General features: G+C 73.7%; 14 protein-coding genes. 9 read left to right on the forward strand and 5 right to left on the reverse strand.

Annotation, left to right across the window (positions count from 1 at the left end; genetic code table 11):
* Positions 1 to 19 precede the first annotated feature (19 nt).
* From dpgB to ADK60_RS42615, 9 genes are all read left to right on the forward strand, one after another.
* Positions 20 to 739, forward strand: a complete 720-nt coding sequence (gene dpgB, locus ADK60_RS32665) for an enoyl-CoA-hydratase DpgB (RefSeq protein ID WP_053650605.1) — start codon at positions 20 to 22, stop codon at positions 737 to 739.
* Positions 736 to 2,157 carry a (3,5-dihydroxyphenyl)acetyl-CoA 1,2-dioxygenase DpgC gene (dpgC, locus tag ADK60_RS32670; RefSeq protein ID WP_079008880.1) on the forward strand — a complete coding sequence of 474 codons (1,422 nt, stop codon included), beginning with the start codon at positions 736 to 738 and terminating at the stop codon, positions 2,155 to 2,157. Before dpgB ends, dpgC begins: the two co-directional genes overlap by 4 nt.
* An 11-nt stretch (positions 2,158 to 2,168) precedes the next feature.
* Entirely contained in the window at positions 2,169 to 3,458 is a 1,290-nt protein-coding gene (locus ADK60_RS32675) for an aminotransferase-like domain-containing protein (RefSeq protein ID WP_234371402.1), read from the forward strand.
* Positions 3,455 to 4,702, forward strand: coding sequence for a cytochrome P450 (locus ADK60_RS32680; RefSeq protein WP_079008881.1), 1,248 nt, complete (start codon positions 3,455 to 3,457; stop codon positions 4,700 to 4,702). The genes ADK60_RS32675 and ADK60_RS32680 overlap by 4 nt, the downstream gene beginning before the upstream one ends.
* Positions 4,703 to 4,775: 73 nt before the next feature.
* Positions 4,776 to 5,669, forward strand: coding sequence for a 3-oxoacyl-[acyl-carrier-protein] synthase III C-terminal domain-containing protein (locus ADK60_RS32685; protein ID WP_053650588.1), 894 nt, complete (start codon positions 4,776 to 4,778; stop codon positions 5,667 to 5,669).
* Positions 5,670 to 5,736: 67 nt separating this feature from the next.
* A complete protein-coding gene (locus tag ADK60_RS32690) occupies positions 5,737 to 6,483 on the forward strand; it encodes an O-methyltransferase (RefSeq protein ID WP_052709557.1) in 747 nt (248 codons plus the stop codon).
* 12 nt (positions 6,484 to 6,495) lie between these two features.
* Positions 6,496 to 7,593: an LLM class flavin-dependent oxidoreductase gene (locus ADK60_RS32695; protein ID WP_053650589.1), complete on the forward strand. Its 1,098-nt coding sequence runs from the start codon at positions 6,496 to 6,498 to the stop codon at positions 7,591 to 7,593.
* Positions 7,594 to 7,700: 107 nt separating this feature from the next.
* Positions 7,701 to 9,602 (forward strand): condensation domain-containing protein, encoded by a 1,902-nt coding sequence (locus ADK60_RS32700; protein ID WP_159400686.1) that lies wholly within the window; start codon positions 7,701 to 7,703, stop codon positions 9,600 to 9,602.
* A gap of 105 nt (positions 9,603 to 9,707) precedes the next feature.
* On the forward strand, positions 9,708 to 10,808 hold the full coding sequence (locus ADK60_RS42615; protein ID WP_053650591.1) for an SAM-dependent methyltransferase: 1,101 nt from the start codon (positions 9,708 to 9,710) through the stop codon (positions 10,806 to 10,808).
* Positions 10,809 to 10,871: 63 nt separating this feature from the next.
* Here ADK60_RS42615 and ADK60_RS32710 read toward each other — a convergent pair whose 3' ends face one another.
* The 5 genes from ADK60_RS32710 to ADK60_RS32730 all read right to left on the reverse strand — a co-directional run bounded on the left by ADK60_RS32710 (position 10,872) and on the right by ADK60_RS32730 (position 22,668).
* A complete protein-coding gene (locus tag ADK60_RS32710; protein WP_234326403.1) occupies positions 10,872 to 11,591 on the reverse strand; it encodes a formyltransferase family protein in 720 nt (239 codons plus the stop codon).
* Between the two features lie 20 nt (positions 11,592 to 11,611).
* Positions 11,612 to 12,874 carry a cytochrome P450 gene (locus ADK60_RS32715; RefSeq protein ID WP_053650592.1) on the reverse strand — a complete coding sequence of 421 codons (1,263 nt, stop codon included), beginning with the start codon at positions 12,872 to 12,874 and terminating at the stop codon, positions 11,612 to 11,614.
* A 2-nt stretch (positions 12,875 to 12,876) separates the two neighbouring features.
* Positions 12,877 to 14,664 (reverse strand): beta-ketoacyl synthase N-terminal-like domain-containing protein, encoded by a 1,788-nt coding sequence (locus ADK60_RS32720; protein WP_053650593.1) that lies wholly within the window; start codon positions 14,662 to 14,664, stop codon positions 12,877 to 12,879.
* An 85-nt stretch (positions 14,665 to 14,749) separates the two neighbouring features.
* Positions 14,750 to 16,594: a non-ribosomal peptide synthetase gene (locus tag ADK60_RS32725; RefSeq protein WP_053650594.1), complete on the reverse strand. Its 1,845-nt coding sequence runs from the start codon at positions 16,592 to 16,594 to the stop codon at positions 14,750 to 14,752.
* Positions 16,591 to 22,668 (reverse strand): type I polyketide synthase, encoded by a 6,078-nt coding sequence (locus ADK60_RS32730; RefSeq protein ID WP_234371404.1) that lies wholly within the window; start codon positions 22,666 to 22,668, stop codon positions 16,591 to 16,593. Before ADK60_RS32730 ends, ADK60_RS32725 begins: the two co-directional genes overlap by 4 nt.
* Between the last annotated feature and the right edge of the window lie 592 nt (positions 22,669 to 23,260).

Consider the following 23,260-nt stretch of genomic DNA (forward strand, 5'->3'; position numbering starts at 1 on the left):
GGAAGGAATGGCGGTCACGATGCACGCGAACCTCGACCCGACCCCGCTGCCCGACGGACTCGGCCCCGAGGTGAGGATCGACGGGACCCGGCCGCTGGCCGAGCTCACGGCGGCGGTGAACGCCGTCTGCGACGAGGTGGAGAACCGGCCCGAGCGGTCCGTCGTGGTGCTGCGCCTCGACGTCACCCCGGCCGACTCCCGGTCCTGGCCCGGCGCCGTCGACGTCCGGCAGGTCAACCGCTGGGAGCGGGCCGTGCGCCGGTTCGAGCGCCTGGCCGCGATGACCATCGCCGCCGCGCGCGGCGCCTGCGGCGGCCCGGCCCTGGACCTCCTGCTGGCCGCGGACTTCCGGATCGGCGCACCCGACCTGCTGCTGATGCTGCCCGTCAACGACGGCCACTTCTGGCCCGGCATGTCGCTCTACCGGCTGGTCCAGCACCTCGGCGTCGCCAGGGCCCGCCAGATCGTCATGTGGGGCAATGACATCTCGGTCGACCGGGCACTGGAACTCGGCCTGATCGACCAGCTCAGCGAGGACGTCGCGGAGGCCGTGCACACCGCGACCGTGCTGATGGGGCGGATCTCGGACCGGGAACTGGCCGTCCGCCGCCAGCTCCTGCTGGAGGCCGGCTCGGCCGACTACGACGAAGCCCTGGGCGCCCACCTGGCCGCCTGCGACCGCGAGCTGCGCCGGCTGACCGCCGCCGCGGCCCCGGGGACTCCGGGGAGCGCCCGGTGACGACTCCGGCCCGCCCGCCCGGCCCGGCACCCCAGCTCCCACCACCGGCACCCGTCCCGGCACCCGTCCCGGCCCCCGCCCCCGCTCCCGCTCCCGCTCCCGCTCCCGCTCCCGCCTTCACCGGCCACCGCGAGGAGGACGCGGCCGCCCTGCGGCGGTACGCCGACGCGGCGGAGCACGCGCTCGCCGCACTCCCGGCCAGGCCCGGGCGGACCGCCGCCCAGCAGCAGCTCGCCGACCGCCTCCACACCGAGACCAGGGCGGCCCGCCGGGCCTTCCTCACCCACCACGTCGACGCGGTGTACGGCGAACTCACCGCGGGCCTGACCCGGCGGCTGCGGCTGCCCGAACTCCTCGCCGCGGCGGCCGAGCACGTCCCCGGCCTGGTCCCGACCCGGGCCCAGCTGGACGCCGAACAGCGCCGCATCCAGGCCGACAAGGAAGGCCGGGAGATCGACCAGGGCCTGTTCTGCGGCGCCGTGCTGCGCTCGCCCACCGCGGGCACCCATCTGGTCGAGACCATGCTGACGCCCACCCGGCGGGCCCTGGACCTGGCCGAGGAGTTCCGGGGCACGGGCCGGATCCGCCTCGGCACCGTCCTGGTCGAGCGCCGCGGCCACGCCGCCCATGTGACGTTCCACAACACCCACTGCCTCAACGCCGAGGACAACCGGCTGAACGCCGACCTCGAAACCGCCGTCGACCTCGCCCTGCTGGACGACCGGGTCCGGGTCGGCGTGCTCCGCGGCGGCGAGATGGAGCACCCCCGCTACCGGGGCCGCCGGGTCTTCAGCGCGGGCATCAACCTCAAGGACCTGCGGGACGGCGCCATCTCCTTCGTCGACTTCCTCCTCGGCCGGGAACTCGGCACCCTGCACAAGATCGCGCGCGGCCTGCTCACCGACCCCGCCCCCGGCGCCTGGACCGAGCGCACCGTCGCCAAGCCGTGGATCGGCGCGGTCGACTCGTTCGCGATCGGCGGCGGCATGCAACTGCTGCTGGTCCTGGACCGGGTCGTCGCCGAGACCGGCGCCTACGTCGCCCTCCCCGCCGCGGCGGAGGGGATCGTGCCGGGCCTCGGCAACCTCCGCCTCACCCGGCTGACCGGCGGCAGGCTCGCCCGGCAGATCGTCCTCGGCGGGCGCAGGATCACGATGGCCGACCCCGAGGCGCGGCTGCTGTGCGACGAGGTCGTCCCCCCGGAGGCCATGGACGAGGCCGTCGAGCGCGCCGTGCGCGAACTCGGCGCCCCCGCCGTGGCCGCCAACCGGCGGATGCTGAACCTCGCCGAGGAGCCGCTCGACCTCTACCGCGAGTACCTGGCCGAGTTCGCGGTGGCCCAGGTGGCCCGGGCCTACAGCCAGGACGTCCTGGCCAAGGTCGAGGCCCGCCGGCAGCGCTCGTCGGCCCGCCGGTGAACCCCCGCCCGGTGCGCCTGGACGCCACCTCGCTGCACGCCTCGCTGGCGGAGCCCGTGCTCGGCTCGATCGGCTTCCTCAACGAGGTCATGGCCCGCTACCCCGACGCCGTCTCCTTCGCCCCGGGCGCCCCCCACCCGGACCTGCTGCCCGACCTCGCCCCCGGGCGCTACCTCGACCGCTTCCTCGACCACCTCGTCCGGGACCGGGGCCACACCCCGGACCGGGCGCGCCGGCTGCTGCTGGAGTACGGGCCGAGCCGCGGGCTGATCGGCGACCTCGTCGCCGGGGCGCTGCGCCGGGACCACGCCGTCGACGTGCCGGAGGCGGCGGTGGTGGTGACCGTCGGCGCCCAGGAGGCCATGTTCCTGACGCTGCGCACCCTGTTCGGCTCCCGGGGGGACGTGCTCGCCGTCGCCGACCCCTGCTTCGTCGGCATCAGGGGGGCCGCCCGGCTGCTCGACATCGACCTGGTCGGGGTCGAGGAGACCCCGCTCGGGCTCGACCTCGACGCCCTGGCGGCGCGCTGCCGGACCGCCCGCGGCACCGGCCGGAGGGTCCGCGCGTGCTACGTCGCGCCCGACTTCGCCAACCCGGGCGGCGGCCGGATGCCGCTCGACGTCCGCCACCGCCTGCTCGAACTCGCCGACCGCGAGGACTTCCTGGTGCTGGAGGACAACGCCTACGGCTTCACCGCGGCGCCCGGGACGGAGCTGCCGCTGCTCAAGGCGCTGGACCGGAACCGGCGGGTGGTGCACCTCGGGACCTTCGCCAAGGTCTGCTTCCCCGGCGCGCGGGTCGGCTACGTGGTCGCGGACCAGGAGGTCGTCCGCCCGGGCGGCGCCGGGACCCTGCTGGCCGACGAACTCGCGGCCGCCAAGAGCATGGTGACCGTCAACACCTCCCCGATCTGCCAGGCCGTGATCGGCGGCATGCTGCTGGAGCACGGCGGCTCCCTGATGGCGCTGAGCCGGCGCAAGTCGGAGCTCTACCAGCGGAACCTCAACCACCTCGCCGAGGCGCTGGACCGCCACCTGGCCGACGGTCTGCCCGGCGGGATCAGCTGGAACCGGCCCGAGGGCGGGTTCTTCGTCCGGATGACGCTGCCGGTGCCCGCCGACACCGCCCTGCTGGAACGGTCGGCGGCGGAGTACGGCGTGCTGTGGACGCCGATGGCGCCGTTCCACCTCGGCTCCGGGGGCGACCACCGGCTGCGGCTCTCCTGCAGTTACCTCGACCCCGGGGAGATCGAGACCGGGGTCGCGCGGCTCGCCGAGTTCCTGCGGAAGGAGGTCCGATGACGCACGCCGCCCAACCGTCCTCGCACCCGTGCCCGCACCTGTGCCCGCACCCGTCCTCGCCGGCGTCCCCGCTGCCCACGGTCCGGCCCAACCCCTTCGACCCGCCGACCGAACTGGCCGACCACCGCGGCGGGGAGCCGATCCGCCCGCTGGCCTACCCCGACGGCCACACCGGCTGGCTGGTGACCGGCCACGCCCTGGCCCGGAGCGTGCTGGCCGACCCGCGGTTCAGCGCCGGATCCGAGCTCAAACGGGCACCGGTGGCCCGGCCCGGCGCCGACCCCTTCTTCGGCGTCCCCGCGCTGCCCGGCTGGATGGTCGACATGGATCCCCCCGCCCACACCCGGGTCCGCCGCCCCTTGGCCGGGACCTTCACGGCCCACCGGACGAAGGCCCTGCGGCCGCGGATCGAGCAGCTCGTCGAGGAACGCCTCACCGCCATGGCCGACTCCCGGCCGCCGGCCGACCTGGTCGAGCGGTTCGCGCTGCCGGTGACCTCGCTCGCGATCTGCGAACTCCTCGGTGTGCCCTACGGGGAGCGGGCCGCCTTCCAGCGCGACAGCGCCCTCCTGTTCAGCCTGGACGCCTCCGCCGGGGAGGCCGCCCTGGCGATGGACCGCCTGGACGGGTTCCTGCGGGAGCTCACCCGGAGCAGGCGGACCCGGCCGGGCGACGACGTGCTGAGCATGCTCGTCGAGGACGGCACCCTGAGCACCGAGGAGATCGCCGGCGCGGGCGTCCTGCTGCTCACCGCCGGGCACGAGACGACCGCGAGCTCGCTCGCCCTAGGGACCTTCGCCCTGCTGTCGCACCCCGAGCAGCTGGCCGCGCTGAAGCGGGACCCGGCGCTGGCCGACAACGCGGTGGAGGAACTGCTGCGCTATCTGACGATCTTCCACTTCGGGGTCCCGCGCACTCCGCTGGAGGACGTCGAGCTCGGGGGCCGGCTGCTCAGGGCTGGCGAGTCGGTGACGGTGTCGCTGTCGGCGGCGAACCGGGACCCCGCGCAGTTCGCCGACCCCGACCGGCTGGACCTCTCCCGGCGGACCTCGGGCCATCTGGCCTTCGGCCACGGGATCCACCAGTGCCTGGGCCGGAACCTGGCGCGGCTCGAGATGCGGGTCGCGTTCCCCGCCCTCTTCCGGCGCTTCCCCGGCCTGGCCCTGGCGGTGCCGCCGGGGGAGGTCCCGCTCGCCACCGACATGGGCTTCTACGGGGTGCACCGGCTCCCCGTCACCTGGTGAGCCCCAGCTCCAGCCCCCGCCCCTGACCCCGCGCCCCGCCCCGCGCCCGGCCCACGACGAGTGAGAGGGAACCATGCACGGCACCACCATCTCGGCCATCGGATACGAGTGCGGCGACGTCCGCCCGGTGTCCGACCTGGCCGGGACCACGACCGCTGACATCTCCCCGCTGGTCACCGAGATCGTCCGCTTCCGGGAGAGCCGGCGCGAGATCTGGGACCTCGCGGCCACGGCCGCCGAGCGGACCCTCGCCACCGCCGCCCGGCCCGACCTCGTGGTCTACGTCAGCGAGAACGACCCGGACACCACCGGCTCGCTGGCCCGGATCCTGGACCGCCTCGGCCTCAACGACGTCGAGCACCTCGCCCTGTCCGGGCAGGACTGCGGCAACCTGGTCCCCGCCGTCCGGGTTGCCTCCGACGCCCTGGCCTCGGGCCGGTGCGAGCGCGTCCTGCTGCTGCTCGCCGACCGGGCGGAGGGCCGGGACCGGATCATGGCGAGCGGCCTGTCCGTGTTCAGCGACGGGGCGGCCGCCTGCGTGCTCTCCGGCGGACCGGACACGGCCGGCCCCCGGCTCAGGGTGGAGGCCGCCGCGAGCCGCACGGCCGTACGGCTCGCCGACGCCGACCCCGCCGAACAGGGGCTGCTCTCGACGGTCCGGCTCGCCTCCGAGACCGTCACCGCCCTGCTCGACACCCTCGGGCGGACCCGCGCCGACTTCCGGTACGCGGTCCTGCCCAACTACCGCCCGGCCGCCCAGAAGTTCCTGCTCGCGGCCATGCGGATGCCCCCCGGGAAGCTCCTGCTCGGGCCCGTCACCGAACTCGGGCACTGCTTCTCGGCGGACCTCCTGATCACCCTGCACCGACTGGCGGCCTCGGGCGCGCTCGACCCCGGGGACCGCCTCCTGCTCGCGACCGGCGGACCGTACTCCTGGTCGGCCCTGGCGGTCGAGTACAACTCCTAGCCGCACCCACGTCCGAAGGCCCATCCACCACGTGCCCCGCCCCGGGGCCGCATCCGGCAGGTGTCTCATGATCGATGACGCGTTCGTTTCGACGGTGAAGTCCCTGGAGGTCCCCGAGATGGGGACCGACTCCACCGCCCCGCTGCTGTACTGGCTCATCCGCACGCTGCGGCCGCAGCGCGTCCTGGAGGTCGGCATGGGGTACACCACCCCTTACCTGGCCAGGGCGCTCAAGGACAACAAGGAGGCCTTCGAGGCCGAACGCGCCCTGCTCGGCACCCCCGGGTCGAGCGAGGCGCAGCCGCTCGCCCACGCCCCGTACTACGACGAGCCGTACGAGCCGAGGCTCATCTGCATCGACCGGATGACGGACACCTCCTCCTCCGCCCCCAGGGCCCTCGACGTCCTCGACCAACTTGACCTCACCGGCGTCTGCCAGGTCATCGAGGGCGATCTGAGGGGATCGGCCGACAAGGTCAGGGACGCCTTCGGCCTGATCGACTTCGCCTGGATCGACACCTGGGACACGCTCGCCTTCGTCCGCGAGTACTGGGAGCTGGTCAACCCGGCCGGCGGCATGTTCGCCGCGCACTACTTGATGACGTACCCGCAGGGGCGGGCGGTGCTGCGCTACCTCGAATCCCTCAAGGGCCGGGACGGCGGCCGGCTGGAGATCACCAACCTCCGCGAGCCGCACCGCTTCGGCCAGAACAGCACCACGCTGATCCGCCGGATCCGCGACTACGTGGACCCCGAGGACCTGCGCCCGCAGGGGAACAGCAACGACCCGACCGGCGTACTCGCCATCGACTGACGGAGGAACACCGTGCACGTCTATTCCGTGACCCCGGAATCGGCAAGCCGACAGCGTGAGTTCGAGCAGGACTACCTCTCCCGGCTGCGGGAGACCGGAGCGGCCTGCGAGCGCGCCGGCTGGTCGGGCATCCTCGTCCCGCACAACCTCCACGAGGTCGACCCCTGGCTGATCGCCGGCCAGCTCGGCGCCGCCACCGACACCCTCGTCCCGCTGATCGCCGTCCAGCCCTCCTCGCTGCCGCCCCACACCGCCGCCGCGATGGCCGCGGCGTACGCGACGCTGTACGGCCGCCCGCTGCACTTCAACCTGGTGGCCGGCGCCCGCGACGACGAGCTGCGCCGCACCGGCGACCAACTCGGCCACGACGAGCGGTACGAGCGGATGCGCGAGTACGGGCTCGTCCTGCGCGCGCTGCTGCGCGGCGAGGAGGTCGACACCGAGGGCCGGTTCTACTCCTACCGCAAGTTCCGGCTGGAGCCCCGGCCCGAAGTCCTCTCGCAGTGCAAGCTGTTCGTCGCCGGCTCCTCGCCGGCCAGCATCGGTGTGGCCAGGGACGTCGCCGACGTGGTGGTCACCCACCCCGCCCGCTACCCGGAGTGGGAGGAGACCTTCCTGGAGCCGCTGCTGGCCGGCGGCTACACCGGCGAGCTCGGGATCCGGATCGGCATCGTCGCCGGGTCGGCCCGGGAGGACGCCTGGGCGACGGCCAGGGAGCGGTTCCCCGAGACCTGGCAGGGCCGGCAGGAGACGCTGCTCAAGACCGTCTCCCAGAACTCCTGGTCGCGCCGACTGGCCGTCGAGGCCGTGGCCGAGGCTGCCGGGGCTGCCGAGTCCGCCGGGGCCGCCGGGGCCGCCGGGGCTGCCGGGGCCGCCGAGTCCGCCGGGGCCGCCGGGGAGAAGGAACCGGACGCGTACTGGCTGGGTGCCTTCCGCAGCGGCCACGCCAGTGCGCCGTTCCTGGTCGGCAGCCACGAGGACGTCGGCTCCCGGCTCGCCGAGTACCTGCGCGCCGGGGTCGGGCACGTCCTGCTCAACGGCAGCTACGAGGACGACCACGAGGACATCAACAGGGCACTCCTCGCGGCCCGGCGGGCGGCCGGCTCCTGAGGCGGGCCCGGCGGCCGGCCGGTTCCCGGGGTGGTCCCGGCGGCCGCTTCCCGGGGCGGGCCCGACCGGGCCGCGTCCCACTGTCGATCCACGGAGGGGTGGAGGAATTGAGTCTTGTCGTGCGGAGCGGTCCGCTCACCGAACAGCAGGAACGCTGGTGGCTGCGGCTCTACTGGCGGGAGAAGGGGGACATCGACAACGCCTGGTCCAAGCAGTGGGACCTCCCGGCGGGCATCTCCGTCGAGGCGGCGACGGCGGCGCTGACGGTGCTGGTCGAGCGGCACGAGGTGCTCAGGACCGCGTTCGGGCTCGGCCCGGACAACCTTCCGTACCAACTGGTCTTCGAGGCCGAGGGCTTCCGGCTGCCGCTGACCGTCGCCGAGCTGGGCACCCTGGCGGAGTACGGCGAGGAGGGCGGGATCCACCCGCTCGTCGGCGGCTCGCTGTACACCCGGCCGCTGTGGTCGGTGCGGCTGTTCGTCGAGGACGACGAGGTCCGGGTGCTCAGCCTCGTCTTCGAGCACATCGTGCTCGACGGCTCCGGGGTGCGGAACCTCAGGGAGCAGTTCCTGGCGCTCTGCACGGGGACGGGGACGGAGAAGCCCCTGCGGATCACCCACCCGCTCGACCGGGCGGCCAAGGAGCGCCGGATCCCGCGGACCCCGGAGAGCAGGGCGCGGTACAGCCGGGACCCCAGGGCGCTGGCCCCCCGGCTGCTGGTGCCGGCCACCGTGAAGGAGGAGACCCCGGACCCGCGGTTCCTCATGTCCGCGGTGCGCTACGAGGGACTCCTGCCGCTCCTGGACCGGGTCTGCCGGGCGCACGGAGTGTCCCGGGCCATGGTCCTGATGCACGCCGTCGGCTGGCTGATCTCCCGTTACTCGGGCATCCCCCGGATCATGGTCGTCAACGCGATCGGCCTCCGGCTCCCCAGTGACGACAGCATCGACCTCGTCGCCAAGGCGCTGGAGATCATGGTGGACCTCGACGAGGAGCGGACACTGGCGGAGTCCCTGACCGAGGTGTCCGCCGGGGCCCTGCGCGCCTACACCGAGGAACTGCGGCTGGGCATCCGGGACCAGGACTCCCGGCTGCGGCTGGAGAAGGAGCGCGGCATCGGATCCGTCCGCGGCCTGTACTTCAACTACCAGGGGCTCTCGGAACCGGACACCCCGGAAACCGACGGGATCCCCGTCGCGGAGGTCCGGCTGACCCGCACCGACGAATGGCGGTCCGGCGAGGAGCCCTGGAGCTACGCCACCTGGATCTACGTCGACGACGCCACGGTGGCCGTCGACTTCGACGTGGACGCGGTGATGCTCCCGGCCGGGATCGTCCACCACATGTCCGAACTGCTGCCGAGGTTCGTCCGGTTGGTCGCCGAACAGCCGGACGTCCCCCTGGCCGCCGCCCGTGCGCTGCTCCCGTCGGACTTCGCGCGCTCGACCGAAGCCCGGCTGGTGCGGGGGACGTGGGTCCACCTCGACACCGTCGCCGAGGTGGTCGCCGGCTGCCCCGGGGTGCTCGCCGCCGAGGTGTCCGAGGAGGACGAGGAGATCGTGGCGCGGGTGTCGCTCGACGGGCCGTCCTGCCTGTTCGACGTGCACGAGTACGTGCTGTCCCGGCTCCACCTGGAGGGCGACCTGATCGCGCCGCACCGCTACCGCCTCGCCGAGGGGTCCGCGAGCCGCGCCACCGGTCCCGGGCTCCCCGACCTGGCGGCCGGCGCCGACTGGCTGCCGGGCGACGGCACCCCGGTGCTCGGCCCCACGACCGAGCCCGAGCGCGAACTCGTCGCGGCCCTGCAGGAGACCCACGGCCTCGGGACGGTCAACCTGGCCCTCACCTACGCGGAGGCCGGCGGCCGCGCCGTCCTCGCCCCCGCCCTGGTCGAGACCCTGCGCCGCCGGGGCCTCGAAGGCCTGCAACTCCCGCACTTCGCCACCGCGCACACCCTGCGGGCCATGGCCAGGGCGCTGGTCCGGAGAACGCCCGGTCACGCGCTCTGACCGGGGCCGGGGTATTACGGCCGGGGTATTCCGGCCGGGGCGGCCCGGTCGCAACACCCCGGAGGAACAGCTCGACCGCAGTGATTCACAACGAGGGAACGACAAGTGACAGAACGTCTTGACATCTCGGTAGGTGGTACGAAGGTCGGCGTACGGGTCGCCGCCCGGCCGGGGGGAGGCGCCGCGGGCGCCGTCCTCTGGCCGAGCATCGGCGAGTACCCGGTCTACGACTCCGCGCTCTACGGCGCGCTGACGTCCGACGAGAGCCGGGTGGAACGGTTCCGCGCGGCGGTCCGCGCCTTGGCGCCGGGGCGGCGGGTGCTCGACATCGGCACCGGCGAACACCTCAACTGGGCCCGGGAGAGCGTGTCCTGCGGCGCGAGCGGCGCCGTGGCGATCGAGGCCATGGCGGAGACCTTCCGCAACGCGTCGGCGAACCGCCTCGCCTGGGGCCTCGCGGACCGGGTCGCCCTGCTGCACGGAGTGTCCACCGAACTGGAGATCGGGCCCCCGGCGGAGGTCTGCGTGGCCGAGGTGATCGGGTCGGTCGCGGGCGCGGAGGGCGCCGCCGTGGTCCTGGCCGACGCCCGGCGCCGGCACCTGGTGCCCGGCGGTGTCGTCGTGCCGCACCGGTGCGTCACCCGGGCGGCCGCGGTGAACCTCCGGGAGGTCCTGGGCGGTTCCCCGGTGGCCTTCGCACCCGAGGCGGTCCCCTATCTGGAACGGATCTTCGAGTGGAACGGGGCGCCGTTCGACGTCCGCCTGCGGATCGGCGACCCGGACCCGGAAGCCCTCCTCTCGACCGAGGAGGAGGTCGAGGTCCTCGACTTCAACGGTGACCTGCGGGCGGAGCAGGAGCGGCGGGTCCGGCTCACGGTCCGCCGCCCGGGCAGCGTGGACGGCGTGCTCACCTGGCTCCGGATCGCCTGCCTCCCGGACGAGGAGCCCCTGGACGCCCTCCGGGACCCGACCAGCTGGGCGTCGGTGTACTTCCCGCTGTTCGACGCCGAGGTCCCGGTCGAGCGCGGCGACACGCTCGACCTGACCTTCCGGGTCCGGACCGGCGCCGACGGCGTCCACCCGGACTACCACCTGGCCGCCACCCTGCGCACCGCGGCCGGGGAACTGTCGGCCACCCACGGCTCGCCGCACCGCGGCCGGGGCTTCCGCGAGCACCCCGTCCACCGGACGCTGTTCCCGGCGTAGGGCCGGGAGCGGCCCGGCGGCCCCGCGCACCGGCTGTGCGCGGGGCCGCCGGGCCGTGGTGCCTCAGCGCTCGTGCAGGGCCCACCGGCCGCTCTCGACCCGGACCGTGTCGGTGCCCGGCAGGGCGATGAGTTCGGGCTTGAACAGCGGCGGCGCGTCCATCGCGGGCTCCCAGGTCGCCAGCCTCTCGTCCTGCGGCACCTCGATCCGCCGGTTCGCGGCGAGGTCGGCGACCACCTTCAGCAGCAGCCGCACCCCGAGCGGCGCCAGGTGGTCCCGCCACAGGGTCTGCGGGGTCGAGCCCGGCGGCACCAGAAGGTGCTCCTGGGCGGCGAGCGGCCCGCCGTCCGTGCGCTCGGTGAGGTGGTAGACGCTGCCGCCGGTCACCTTGTCGCCGTCCCGCACCGTCCACCGGATCGCGTCCCGGCCCCGGTGCAGCGGCAGCAGGCTCGGGTGGTAGCCGATGGTGGCGACCGCCGCCCTGGCCCTGGTCCGCCGGCCGAGGAAGGCGTGCGAGTGCGCGGCGAGGATGATGTCCACCCCGTCCGGGATGTGCATCGCCCGCAGTTCCGCCGAATCCGTCCACGGGACGTCCCGGTGGTACGCCCAGGAGCGCAGCCGGTCCCAGGACATCGCGTCGCCCTCGTCGGACTTCCCCTTGCGCAGCCGGGGGGCGGCCGCGCCGACGATCTTGTGCCCCTCGTCCAGCAGGGCCTCCGCGACCTGGACCGCGAACGCCCCCTGTCCTGACATGTAGATGTTCATCCGCACTCCTGCGCTCACTGATCGGATGGTGGCCGGCGTCAGCCGTCGGCGGCCTTCAGTCCGGAGGGGTCGGGGGTGAACCGCACCGGCATCGTGGAGAAGCCGGTCAGGAAGTTCGACCGGATCCGCAGTGCCTCCTCGGTCTGCTCGAAGCCGGTGGTGAAGTCCCGCAGTGCGTCGAGCAGTTCGGCGATCTCCACCTTGGCCAGGTAGGAGCCGACACAGAAGTGCGGACCGTAGCCGAAGGCCATGTGCTTGTTCGGCGCGCGGCCGAGGTCGAACACCCCGGGCCGGTCGAAGACCCGCTCGTCGCGGTTCCCGGAGGCGTGCCAGAGGGTGACGATCTCGCCCGGCCGCAGCCGGACGCCGTGCAGTTCGGTCTCCCGCTCGACGCTGCGCCCGAAGTGCATGGTGGGCGAGGCCCAGCGCAGCACCTCGTCCACCGCCGTCCCGACCGCGACCTCGCCGTGCTTGAACCGCCGCCACTCGTCGGGCCGGGCCGCCAGGGTGTGGAGGCAGTCGATCATCGTCAGCCGGCTGGTCTCGTCGCCCCCGATGATCAGGCTGTAGCAGTTGAGCACCACGTCCTCGTCGGACAGCGGGACCCCGTCGATGGAACTGGCGATCAGCATGCTGATCACGTCCTCGCCGGGCGACTCGCGGCGCTCCTCGACGACGTCCATGAAGTACATCAGGATCTCGTTGCGGGCCATCTCGGAGTCGACCGCGTCGACGTCCTCGTCCTCCGCCGAGAGCGCCGCCTTGGTCAGACTCAGCAGGTAGTCCCGGTCCTCCTCGGGCACCCCGAGCAGGCTGGAGATGGTGGTCATCGGGATCCGGCTCGCGATCTCCTCGGCGAACTCGCAGCTGCCGGCCTCGACCGCCTCCCGGATCCACAACCGGGTGTTGGTCCGGACCGTCCGCGCGACCTCGTCGAGCACCCGCGGCGAGAGCACCCGTTGCAGGATCTTGCGCAGCTCGTGGTGCCGGTGCCCGTCGGTGACGGCCAGCATCCGGCCGGCCGCCGCGTCGCCGCCCTCCAGCAGGGTGACGAGCACATTGCCGCGCTCCGAGGTGAAGTTCACGTTGTCGCGGTAGGTGGCGATGATGTCCTCGTGGCGGGACAGCACCCAGAACCCGCGCCGGCCGTCGACCGGTGGGTTCCAGTGCAGCGGCGCGCGGTCGCGCAGACCGCGCCAGTACCCGTCGAGGTCGAGGCGGTGGTCGGCGAAGGTCGCCGGGTCGCCCAGGTCCAGGGCGTCCACGGCATCCGGGGCCGGGACCGGTGTGGAGGCGCTCATGCTCACCAGTCCGTGCGCCAGAACCGGCGGGGCCGGAACGGATAGGTGGGCAGCGGCACCCGGCGCCCGGACTCCCCCCGGTGCAGGGCGCCGAAGTCCACCTGGCTGCCGCCCACCCAGGCGGCCGCCAGCCCGGCCAGCTCCGCCGCGTCGCCGCCGGCCGGCACCAGACCGTGGTCGGTGCGGCCGAAGGCGCCCGGGTCGGACGGCGGGGCGGCGGCCGTCGAGGTGACGGCCGTACCGGCGGGGGCGTCCCCGGACAGCGCCGCGATCAGCTCCTCGCGGCTGCGCACCACCGCCGCCCAGCGCCGGGCCATCACCTTGCGGCCGAGGTTGAGGCTGAAGCAGACGTCGTCCAGCCGGAGTTCCGGGTCGGCCTCCAGCCGGGCCAGCAGCCGTTCGCGCTGCCGGGCGAGCGCCTCGTCGTCCAGGGCGGACAGGGTGGCCAGCCGCGGCCGGCCCGCCGGCTCGGGCGCGCGCCGGGCGGCGTCGGGTGCCTCCTCCAGCAGCAGATGGGCGTTGTAGCCGCCACCGCCGAGCGAGGTGATGCCGGCCCGGCGGATGCCGGCCTCAGGGTCCCAGGCGGCCGTCTCCAGCTGCGGCACGAAGGGGGTGCTGGGGAAGTCGAGGTCAGGGTTGACCTCGGTCAGGTTGATCGTGGCCGGGAGCGTCCGGTGGTACAGCGCCAGCGCGGCCTTCATCGCGCCGAAGCCGCCCGACACCACGCCGCCGTGGCCCACGTTGCCCTTGACGCCGCCGATCGAGGTGGTCCCGGTCTGCTTGCCGAAGGCCATGCCCGCCGCGTGCACCTCCAGCTCGTCGGTCATCGGCAGGCCCAGGCCGTTGGCCTCGTACATGGACACCGTCTCCGGGTCCACGCCACCGACCTGCATCGCGTTGGCGATGCAGGCGCTCAGCCGCTCGGGCTGGGCGAGGCCGTAGGCCATCGCGCTGACACCGTTGTTGTTGACCGCCGAGCCCTTCACCACCGCGTAGACGTGGTCGCGGTCGGCGACGGCCCGGCCCAGCGGCTTCAGCAGCAGGGTGACGACACCGCTGGACAGCGCGGTGCCGGTGCCGTTGGCGTCGAAGGGCCGGCAGTGGCCGTCCCTGGACAGGACGCGGTTCTCCTCCCACAGGTGGCCCCGGGGGTGCGGCAGCCGGACCATCGCGCCGCCGGCGATCGCCATGTCCGTCTGGCCGAGCAGCAGCGACTGGCAGGCCAGGTGCACCGCGTAGTGGAAGCCGGCGCAGACCGCGGCGACCGTGACGGCCTCGCCGGTGAGCCCCATGTAGTAGAGCGCGTTGGAGGTCATGGTGTCCGGCGACCACGCCAGACTGGCCTCGATCGCCTCCGGTCCGACCGACACCCGGTCCGGCGGGGAGCTGTAGAGCGCGGCGGTCTGCGGGTTGTTGGCGCCGTACATGCCGATCTCGGCGGTGAGCCGGTCCGGGTCGTAGCCGCCGTCCTCCAGCGCCTCCCAGGCGCTCTCCAGGTACAGCCGGTTCTCCGGGGTCATCGCGGCGGCCATCCGGTCGCTGATGCCGAACACCGACGGGTCGAACTGGTCGTAGGTGTCGAGCACGCCGCAGGCCCGTACGTAGAACGGGCTGTGGATCAGGGTCTCGTCGACATGGATGTCGTCCTTGGCCAGGAAGGAGACGGACTCCCGGCCGTGGACGAGGTTGTCCCAGAACTCCTCCTTGGTACGGGCGCCGGGGGCCCGCAGCGACATGCCGATGACGGCCACGTCACCCGGGTCGTAGTCCTGCTCCGGGTTGTCGGTCATGGGGAACGCTCCTGCTTCGGTCGAGGGTGGTGACTCGGCGGGCGGTGCGGTTCGGTGTGCGGTGCGGTTCGGTCGAAGTACTCGTTCAGCGGCCGGCGCTGCCCCGGCCGCGCAGCGCGGCCCGGCGGGCGTCGGCGCGCTGGCGGGCCGACTGGACCACCTCGGGGGTGGCGCCGCTGTCGTCGTCGAGCCAGCGCCCGAGGGAGGCGATGTCGCGGAAGCTGAACAGGTCGGGCACCCGGACCCGGCGGTCGAAGCGCCGGGTCATCAGCCGGGCCAGCCGGACCAGCAGCAGCGAGTCCCCGCCCAGGTCGTAGAAGGCGGCCTGCACGTCGATGCCCGCCGGGTCGAGGTCGAGCAGCTCGCCCCAGATCTCCGCGAGGGCGGTCTCGGTCGGCGTGCTCGGCGCCGTCCGCGGCCCGTCGGCGCCGGCGGCCGGCGCGGGCGGCTCGGGGAGCGCGTCCCGGTCGAGCTTCCCGCCGGGACCCAGCGGCAGGGCGGGCAGGACCACGACCGTCGCGGGCACCATGTAGTCGGGGAGTCCGGCGGCGAGCCGGGCGGTGACGGCGCTCTGGAGCGCGGCGTCCAGCCGGGGTCCGGCCGGTGTGGCCGCGTCCGGCTCCGGAACGTCGCCCGAGGGCACGACGTAGCCGACCAGCCGGTTGCCCCGGACGACGACGGCGGCCTCGCGGACCTCGGGGCAGCCGGTCAGCCGGGCCTCGACCTCCTCCAGCTCGATCCGGTAGCCGCGCAGCTTGACCTGGTGGTCGGTGCGGCCGAGGAAGCGCAGCTCGCCGTCCTCGGTGAACCTGACCAGGTCCCCGGTGCGGTACATCCGCTCGCCGTCCAGGAACGGGTCCGGCAGGAAGCGCTCCGCCGTGGTGCGCGGCCGGTTGACGTAGCCGTGCGCGAGGCCGACACCGCCGAGGAACAGCTCCCCGGCCTCCCCGGCCGGGACCGGCCGCAGCTCCTGGTCCAGCACGTACACCCGGGCCGTGCTCGTCGGCGGGCCGATGGTCGGCTCGTCCGTCCCCTCGGCGGGCACCGGCCCGAACGAGCAGAACACCGTCCCCTCGGTGGGGCCGTACGCGTTGAACACCCGCTCGGCGCCGGTCTCCCGGAACGCCCGGTCCACCAGCTTGCGGCGCAGCGCCTCGCCGCCGAACACGATGGAGCGCACGTTCGGAGGCAGCGCCCCCGCGTCGAGCAGTCCGTTCATGACCGACGGGACCATGTTCAGATGGGTGATCCGGTCCGCGTGGCGGCTCTCCGCCAGGTGCACGGCGCTCTCGACCAGGACGAGGGAGCCGCCCCGGCAGAGCGCGTTGAAGATCTCCATCACCGACATGTCGAAGCAGACCGAGCTGGCCGCCGCGACGCCGCTCAGGTCGCAGCCCTCCAGGACCCGGTCCATCTCGGCGAGCATCGCCACACAGCCCGCGTGCCGGACGGCCACGCCCTTGGGAGTACCGGTGGAGCCGGAGGTGTAGATGATGTAGGCGGTGTCCCCGGGCACGACGGCCGAGGGCGTCCCACCGGGCTCGGTCGTGACGCTCTCCCCGAGCACCACCACGGTCGGCCCGGCCGGGCAGCCGGCCCGGGACGCGGGGGTGGTCAGCAGCAGCCGGGTGCCGCTGTCCCGGACCATGAACGCCAGCCGCTCGGCGGGGTAGTTCGGGTCCAGCGGCAGATAGCAGGAGCCGGACCGCAGGACCGCCAGGATCGCCACCAGCAGGTCGGGGGTGCGCTCGACGCAGATGCCGACCGGGATGCCGGGACCGGCGCCGTCGGCCACCAGCCGCTCGGCCAACTCCTGGGAACGCTGGTTGAGTTCGCCGTAGGTCAGGACTCCGGCCTCGGAGTGGACGGCGATCGCTTCGGGGTTCTTGACCGCTTGCGCGACAAACTCGGAGTGCAGGGTTTCGGTCACCGGTCCGTCTCCTCAGGGAGGCCGCCCGGCGCGAGGTCGCCGAGCGCCAGGTCGGGTCGATCGATCGAGTCGAAGAGCACAGTGCGGTAGAGCGCGAGCAGGTCCTCCACGGTCCGCCTTTCCAGGTAGCTCGGTTTGAACTGGACGTGGCCCGCCACCTCGCCGTCGATGTCGGCCATCGAGATCTCCAGATCGAACTTGGCGAGGTGCCTGCGCACCTGGAGCGGTTCGAGCGGGAGCGCGCCGTCCGGTTCGAGGGTCCCGCCGACGCCGTGGAAGAGCTTCACCGAGCGCGGGAACGCCTCCGAGGAGAGCCAGTTGACCACCACGTCGAACCACGGGGAGCGGCCCTCGACGCGCGGCGGCTTGAGCTGGGCCGCCAGCAGGTCCAGCGGGTAGTCCATGTGCTCCAGCAGGCCGAGCGAGAACGCGTGGACCTCGCGCAGCAGTTCGCGGAAGCTGCGCCCGGCGGCGGGGTTCGCCCGGACCAGCACCGTGTTGAGGTAGTAGCCGACGGCGGACTCCCAACCGGGCTCGGAGCGTTGGGCGATCGCGGTGGCCAGCACCGAATCCTCCGTCCCGACCGCCCGGTTGAGCGTGGCGAAGAACCCGGCCAGCACGACCGTGCTGACCGAGACGCCCTCGCGCAGCGCGAACTCCCGCAGCAGGCGGGTCTCTTCGGCACTCCAGCGGAAGGCGAGGTCGCGGCCCTCGTAGGTGACGCCCGGCGGCCGCTCCTTGTCGGACAGGTCCAGCCGGGCCGGCGGGTCGGCCAGCTTCGCCGACCACCAGTCCAGGGCCGCGTCCGCGGCCGGACCGGCCAGCCACTGCCGCTCCCGGGCGACGAACTCCGTGTACGGAGCGGCGGGCGCCCGGCCGGCAGGGTCGGCGCCCCGGTAGAACTCCTGGATCTCGCGGATCATGACATCCGCCGAGGCGGCGTCCGAGGCGATGTGGTGGACCAGCACCAGCAGGTAGTGGTCCGCCGGGCCGCGCCGCAGCAGGACGACCCGCACCAGCGGCCCGTAGTCCAGGTCCAGCGGCCGGTGCCCGTGCCGGGCCAGCTCCTCCCGGGCCTGCTCGTCGTCCAGTCCGGAGGTGTCCGCGACCACGAACTCGTACACCGGCTCGTCCAGGACGACCTGGTACGGGCTGCCGCCCGCCTCCACGAAGAGGGTGCGCAGGGCCGGGTGGCGGTCCAGCACGGCCCGGACGGCGCGCTCCAGCGCCTCCTCGTCGACCGAGGTCCGGATCCGGGCGGTCACCATGAAGTTGTAGGGCACGGCGTCCGGCGCGACCATCTGCATGAACCACAGCGAGGCCTGGCCGTGCGAGGCCGGTGCGAGGGTGAGACCGAGGCCGTCGGCGCGCAGTTGCTCCAGGGCCGGCGCGTCGGTGGCCTCCAGCAGGCCGCGGGCGTCGAGCTCCTCCACCAGCTCCTCGGCGTCGAGTTCGGACAGGTCGTCGAGGAAGGACGGCTCGTCGAGGAAGGACGGCACGGGGGCCGGGGTTCGATCCGCTGCGGGCGCCGGAGCGGGCTCGGAGGCGGCTGCCGGTTCGGCTGCCGGTGCGGGGGTGCCGCCGACGATCCCGACGAAGTGGGCGACCACCTCGGCGATCGAGCGGCCGTCCAGGAAGACCACCGGCGACACCCGGTGCCCGAACAACGACTGCATCCGGTTGACCAGGCGGATCGCCAGCATCGAGTCGAGGCCGAAGTCCCGCAGCCCGGCGTCCGCGTCGAACCGGCCTACCGGCACACCCAGCGCGTCGGCCAGCTCGGCCAGCACGACCTCGTCCACCGGCCGGGTTGCGGGGGCCGCTTGGACGGGTGCCGCAGCTTCGGTTTCCGCCGCGCTCGGGGCCGCGGTCGTGCCCGCGGTGACAGTGGCGGTGACGGCCGCGGGCCCGCCGACGCCCGGGATCGAGGCGGGCGCGCGGTGGGACTCGGTGTCGATCCAGTACCGGTCCTTCTGCCACTGGACGAGCGGCGTCTCCACCACCTCGACGTCGTCGGCGAACAGCGGGTCGAAGGTCAGCGGGACGCCCCGGACGTACAGCGAGGCGGCGGCGCCCAGCAGGCAGCGGAGGTCGCTCTCCTCGCGCCGCAGGGAGTTGACCGCGTGCACCTGGGCGCCCCGGGTCAGCGCGATCTCCTCGACCGCGCCGCGCAGCGTCTCGTGCGGGCCGATCTCGACGAAGGTACCGACCCCCCGGTCGACCAGCGCGCCGATCGTCTCGGCGAACCGGACCTGGTTGCGCAGGTTGTGCACCCAGTAGTCGACGTCGGCGACCGGGTTCACCGCGCCGGCCACGGCCGTCGAGTGGAAGTCGAGTTCGGGGGCCAGCGGGGTGATGCCGTCGATGCGCGCCCGCAGCGGCGCGATCAGCGGGTCCATGCCGGGGCTGTGCACCGGCCGCTCGACCCGGATCCGGCGCACCGAGACCCCGTCCCGCCTCAGCTCCGCCTCCAGCGCGTCCACGGCCTCGGGCGAGCCCGAAACCGCCGCGCTGGTGGGGCTGTTGACGACCGCGACCGCCGCGTGCGCGGCGTAGCGGGCGAGCCGGGGCAGCAGCTCCTCCTCCGGCAGGTCGACCGAGATCATGGCGCCCGCGGCGGCCTCGCGCTCCAGCAGGTGCGAGCGGGCGACCACCACCCGGGCGGCGTCCTCCAGCGACAGCGCGCCGGAGACGCAGGCGGCCGCGACCTCGCCCAGGCTGTGCCCGACCACGGCCGTCGGCCGGACGCCGAGCCCGAGCCAGACCTGCGCCAGCGAGACCTGGAGGGCGAACAGCACCGGCTGCTGGAAGTCCATCTCCTCGTACCTGGCCGACTCGGCCGGGGCGGCCAGCAGGTCAAGCACCGGCGGGCCGCCGGCCGCGCGCACGGCGTCGTCGCAGGCCCGCATCCAGGTGCGGAACCCGGCGTGGGAGCGCAGCAGTTCGCGGCCCATGCCGACCCACTGGGTGCCGCCGCCGGAGAACACCAGCGCCACCCGGCGGTCGGCGCCGCCGGACACGGTGCCGGTGAGGAGGTCGGGGTGCGGCTGTCCGGCGGCGACCCGGGCGAGTCCGTCCAGGACGTCCTGGCGGGAGCGGGCGAGCAGCGCGATCCGGTGGTTGTGGTGGCTGCGCCGGGCGGCGAGCGTGTAGGCCAGGTCGGAGACCCGCAGGGCGGTGTTCCGCTCGACGTGGCTGGAGAGTTCGCGGCAGGTGTCGGTCAGCGCGCCCGCCGTCCGGGCCGAGACGGTGACGAGGTGCACGTCCCCGTCGGCCGCGGCGTCGCCCCGGCCCGGCGCGAGGTGCCGCCCCCGGTCGCCGGCGAGGAACGGATGGGCCGCGACCGGGAGTCCGGCGGTGTACAGGGCGCCGAGCGAGCCGAGCAGGGTCGCGGCCTCGTCGGCGCCCCGGCGCATCGAGGGCAGCGTGGTCGCGGGCAGGATCTCGGACGCCGACTTGAGCAGCAGGGGGTGCGGGCCGAGTTCGAGCACCGCGTCGACGCGGTGCTCGCGCAGCTTCAGCAGCGCGTCGACCACCAGGATCTCCTGGCGCAGGTTGGCCGCCCAGTAGTCCGGCCCGAGCTCCGCCCCGTCGACGTGTTCGCCGGTGACCGTCGAGATCATCGGGATGCGGGCGGCGCGGGGCCGGATGCCGGCGAGTTCCGCCTTCAGCGGGGCGAGGACGTGGTCGACCAGCGGCGAGTGCGGGGCGTGGCCCATCCGCACCCGGTGGTTGGTGACGTCGGCCTCGGTCAGCCGCCGGACGAGTTCGTCGATCTCCTGCGGAGTGCCGGTCACCAGGGTGGAGTTGAGGCCGTTGTAGCCGGAGAGGGTGAGCCCGCCGGTCAGGTACGGCCGCACCTCGTCGGCCGGCGTCATCACCACGATGCCCTCGCCCCGGCCCACGGCCAGCTGCTGGAGGAGCCGGCCGTGGTGGGCGGCGAGGAGGGAGGCGTCGTCGTAGTCCAGGACGCCGGCGACGTACGAGGCGGCGAACTCGCCGACGCTCTGGCCGAGGACGACGTCCGGCTCCACGCCCAGCGAGCGCCAGGCCTCGGCCAGCGCGACCTGGAGCGAGAACAGCAGCGGCTGGAAGACGTCCATGTCGTCCAGCCGGCCGTCGGCGGAGAGCAGGTGCTCGACCGGGGAGAGGCCCACCAGCTCCCGCATCCGCCGGTCGGACCTCATCATCGACCGGCGGAACACCGGCATGCCGGCGAGGAGTTGGCGGCCCATGCCGACCCACTGCGAGCCGTTGCCGGAGAACAGGAACGCCACCCGGGGCCGCTGCCCGGCCGGCCGGCCGCCCCGTTGCCCGGCCCGCTGCCCGCTCTGCTGCCCGGCCGGTTCGCCGGTGCTCAGCCCGGCGGCGGGCGCACCGTTCGCGAAGGCGTCCAGCTGGGAGCGGAGTTCGGACATGTCGCGGGCGGCCGCCGCGAGCCGGAACGGGCCGTCGCCCGGGGTGCGGCGACAGAGCTCACGCAGGTCGGTCCCGTCCCGCAGGGCGAGTGCCCGCTCGGCCAGCGCCTCCCGGGAGTCCGCCGCCAGCAGCAGCAACGAGGCTTCGGGGCGCGGCAGTTCCTCGACCGCGACATGGCAGATCGCGCCACCGAAGCCGAACGAGCTGACCCCGCCCCGGCGGGCGTCGGAGCGCCGCGGCCACGGCGTCAGCCGGTCCTGGACGGTGAGCTTGTACTCGTCGAACATGATCTGCGGGTTCGGCGCGCTGTAGTGCAGGCTCGGCGGCAGCACCCCGTTGCGCATCGACATCGCGAGCTTGACCAGCCCGACGATGCCGGCCGCCGCCTCCAGGTGCCCGACGTTGGACTTCACCGAGCCGAGCCGCAGCGGCTCCGCGCGGTCGGCGCCGCCGAGGACGGCGCCGATGGCGTTGGCCTCGATCGGGTCGCCGAGCGGCGTCGCCGAGCCGTGGGCCTCGATGTAGTCCACGAGGTGCGGGTCGATGCCGGCCCGCCGGTACGCGGTGCGGAGCATCTTCTCCTGCGCCTGCGGGTTCGGCGCGGTCATGCCGTTGCTCAGGCCGTCGTTGTTGGAGGAACTGCCCTTGATCAGGCAGTACACCGGCAGTTCGCGCTCCAGCGCCACGCTCAGCGGGGCCAGCACCACGACCCCGGCGCCCTCGCCTCGCACATAGCCGTTGGCGCGGGCGTCGAAGGACTTGCAGCGGCCGTCCGGGGCGAGCGCCCCCATCGCGTCCATGGCGGTGTAGTAGTCGGAGACGAAGCTCAGGTTCACGCCGCCGGCCAGCACCAGGTCGCTCTCGCCCAGTTGGATCGACTGGCACCCGACGTGCACCGAGACCAGCGAACCGGCGCAGGCGGCGTCGATGGCCATGCTCGGGCCCTGGAGGCCGAGGATGTAGGAGACGCGGTTGGCGATGATGCCGTCGTGCATGCCGGTCGCGGTGTGCGGGGTGATCTGGACATCGGGGCCGCGGTAGTGCGCCAGCGCGGCGTAGTCGCCCCAGCAGGAGGCCATGAACACGCCGGTGTCGCTGCCGACCAGGCTGTGCGGCGCGATGCCCGCGTCCTCCAGCGCCTCCCAGCACAGCTCCAGGACCAGCCGCTGCTGAGGGTCCATCTGGACGGCCTCGCGGGGCGAGATGCCGAAGAACAGCGGATCGAACTGGTCGATGCCGTCGATGAATCCGCCCCAGCGCACCCGGTCGTTCAGCAGCGCCCGGCGCGCGGCCGGCACTGGTCCGACGGCGTCGCCGCCCTCGACCAGCAACTGCCAGAACCCGGCCGGGTCGGCGCCCCCGGGGAAGCGGCAGCCGATGCCCACGACGGCGACCGGCTCGTTCGGCGCGGTCCGTCGGCCGGCGGCGGGCGCGGCGGGCTCGGCCTCCTGCGGGCCCTCGACCAGCGCGCGGGCCAGTCCGTCGACGGTCGGGTACTGCCACATCATGGTGGCCGGGACGCGCCGGCCGAGGAACTCGGAGAGCGCGGCGGCGAGGGCCACCGACTGCACCGACTCCAGGCCGTAACGGTGCATCGGGGCGCGCCGGTCGACGGTGTGTGCGGGGATGTTCAGCAGCTCGGCGAATCGGGACAACAGGAAATCGGTGACGCTGGAGATGTCTCGCGCTGCGCGCTCTTGAGGCATGGCGACTCCCTCGGCAGGGCGGGTGGCGGGGTGGTGGGGGCGGTCGGTACTGCGGCCGGGCGGAGCGTCAGCGCCGGCGGGGCGAGGAGCGGTCGGCCGGCCGCAAGATCGTCATGGGCATGACATGGGTGTTTCCGTGTCCGGGCAACGCTGCTCCTCCCGTGGCAAGAAGAAAGGCCCGAAAGCTGCGGGCCGCGCGGCTCGGCCGCACAGTCCGGGCATCAAGGCGTGTTCGAGGTTGCTCGATGGATCGCACATCAGCGGCCTACGACGGGCCGACGGTCTCCTCGTCCGCCCGGAGGCGCGAGGAGTGCACCGACTACAGGATTGCGTACGAGGCGTGCCGGTCGTCGAGGTGGCGAGATTTGATCGACAAAGTGTCCGATTCGATCTCCTGGAACCGGGTGTCACGCTCAGGTACTATCCGTGTACAAGTGGACTGGACAGCCGTCGATCGGGCAATGCAAGCTGGCCCCATGGCAGTTGAGACCTTCGAGGTATCGTCGGGCCGCGTTCCGGGCGTTTTGCCGGAGTCCTTCCC

This window comes from Streptomyces sp. XY431 (assembly GCF_001279805.1).
In the GTDB taxonomy this organism is placed as follows: Bacteria; Actinomycetota; Actinomycetes; order Streptomycetales; family Streptomycetaceae; genus Kitasatospora; species Kitasatospora purpeofusca.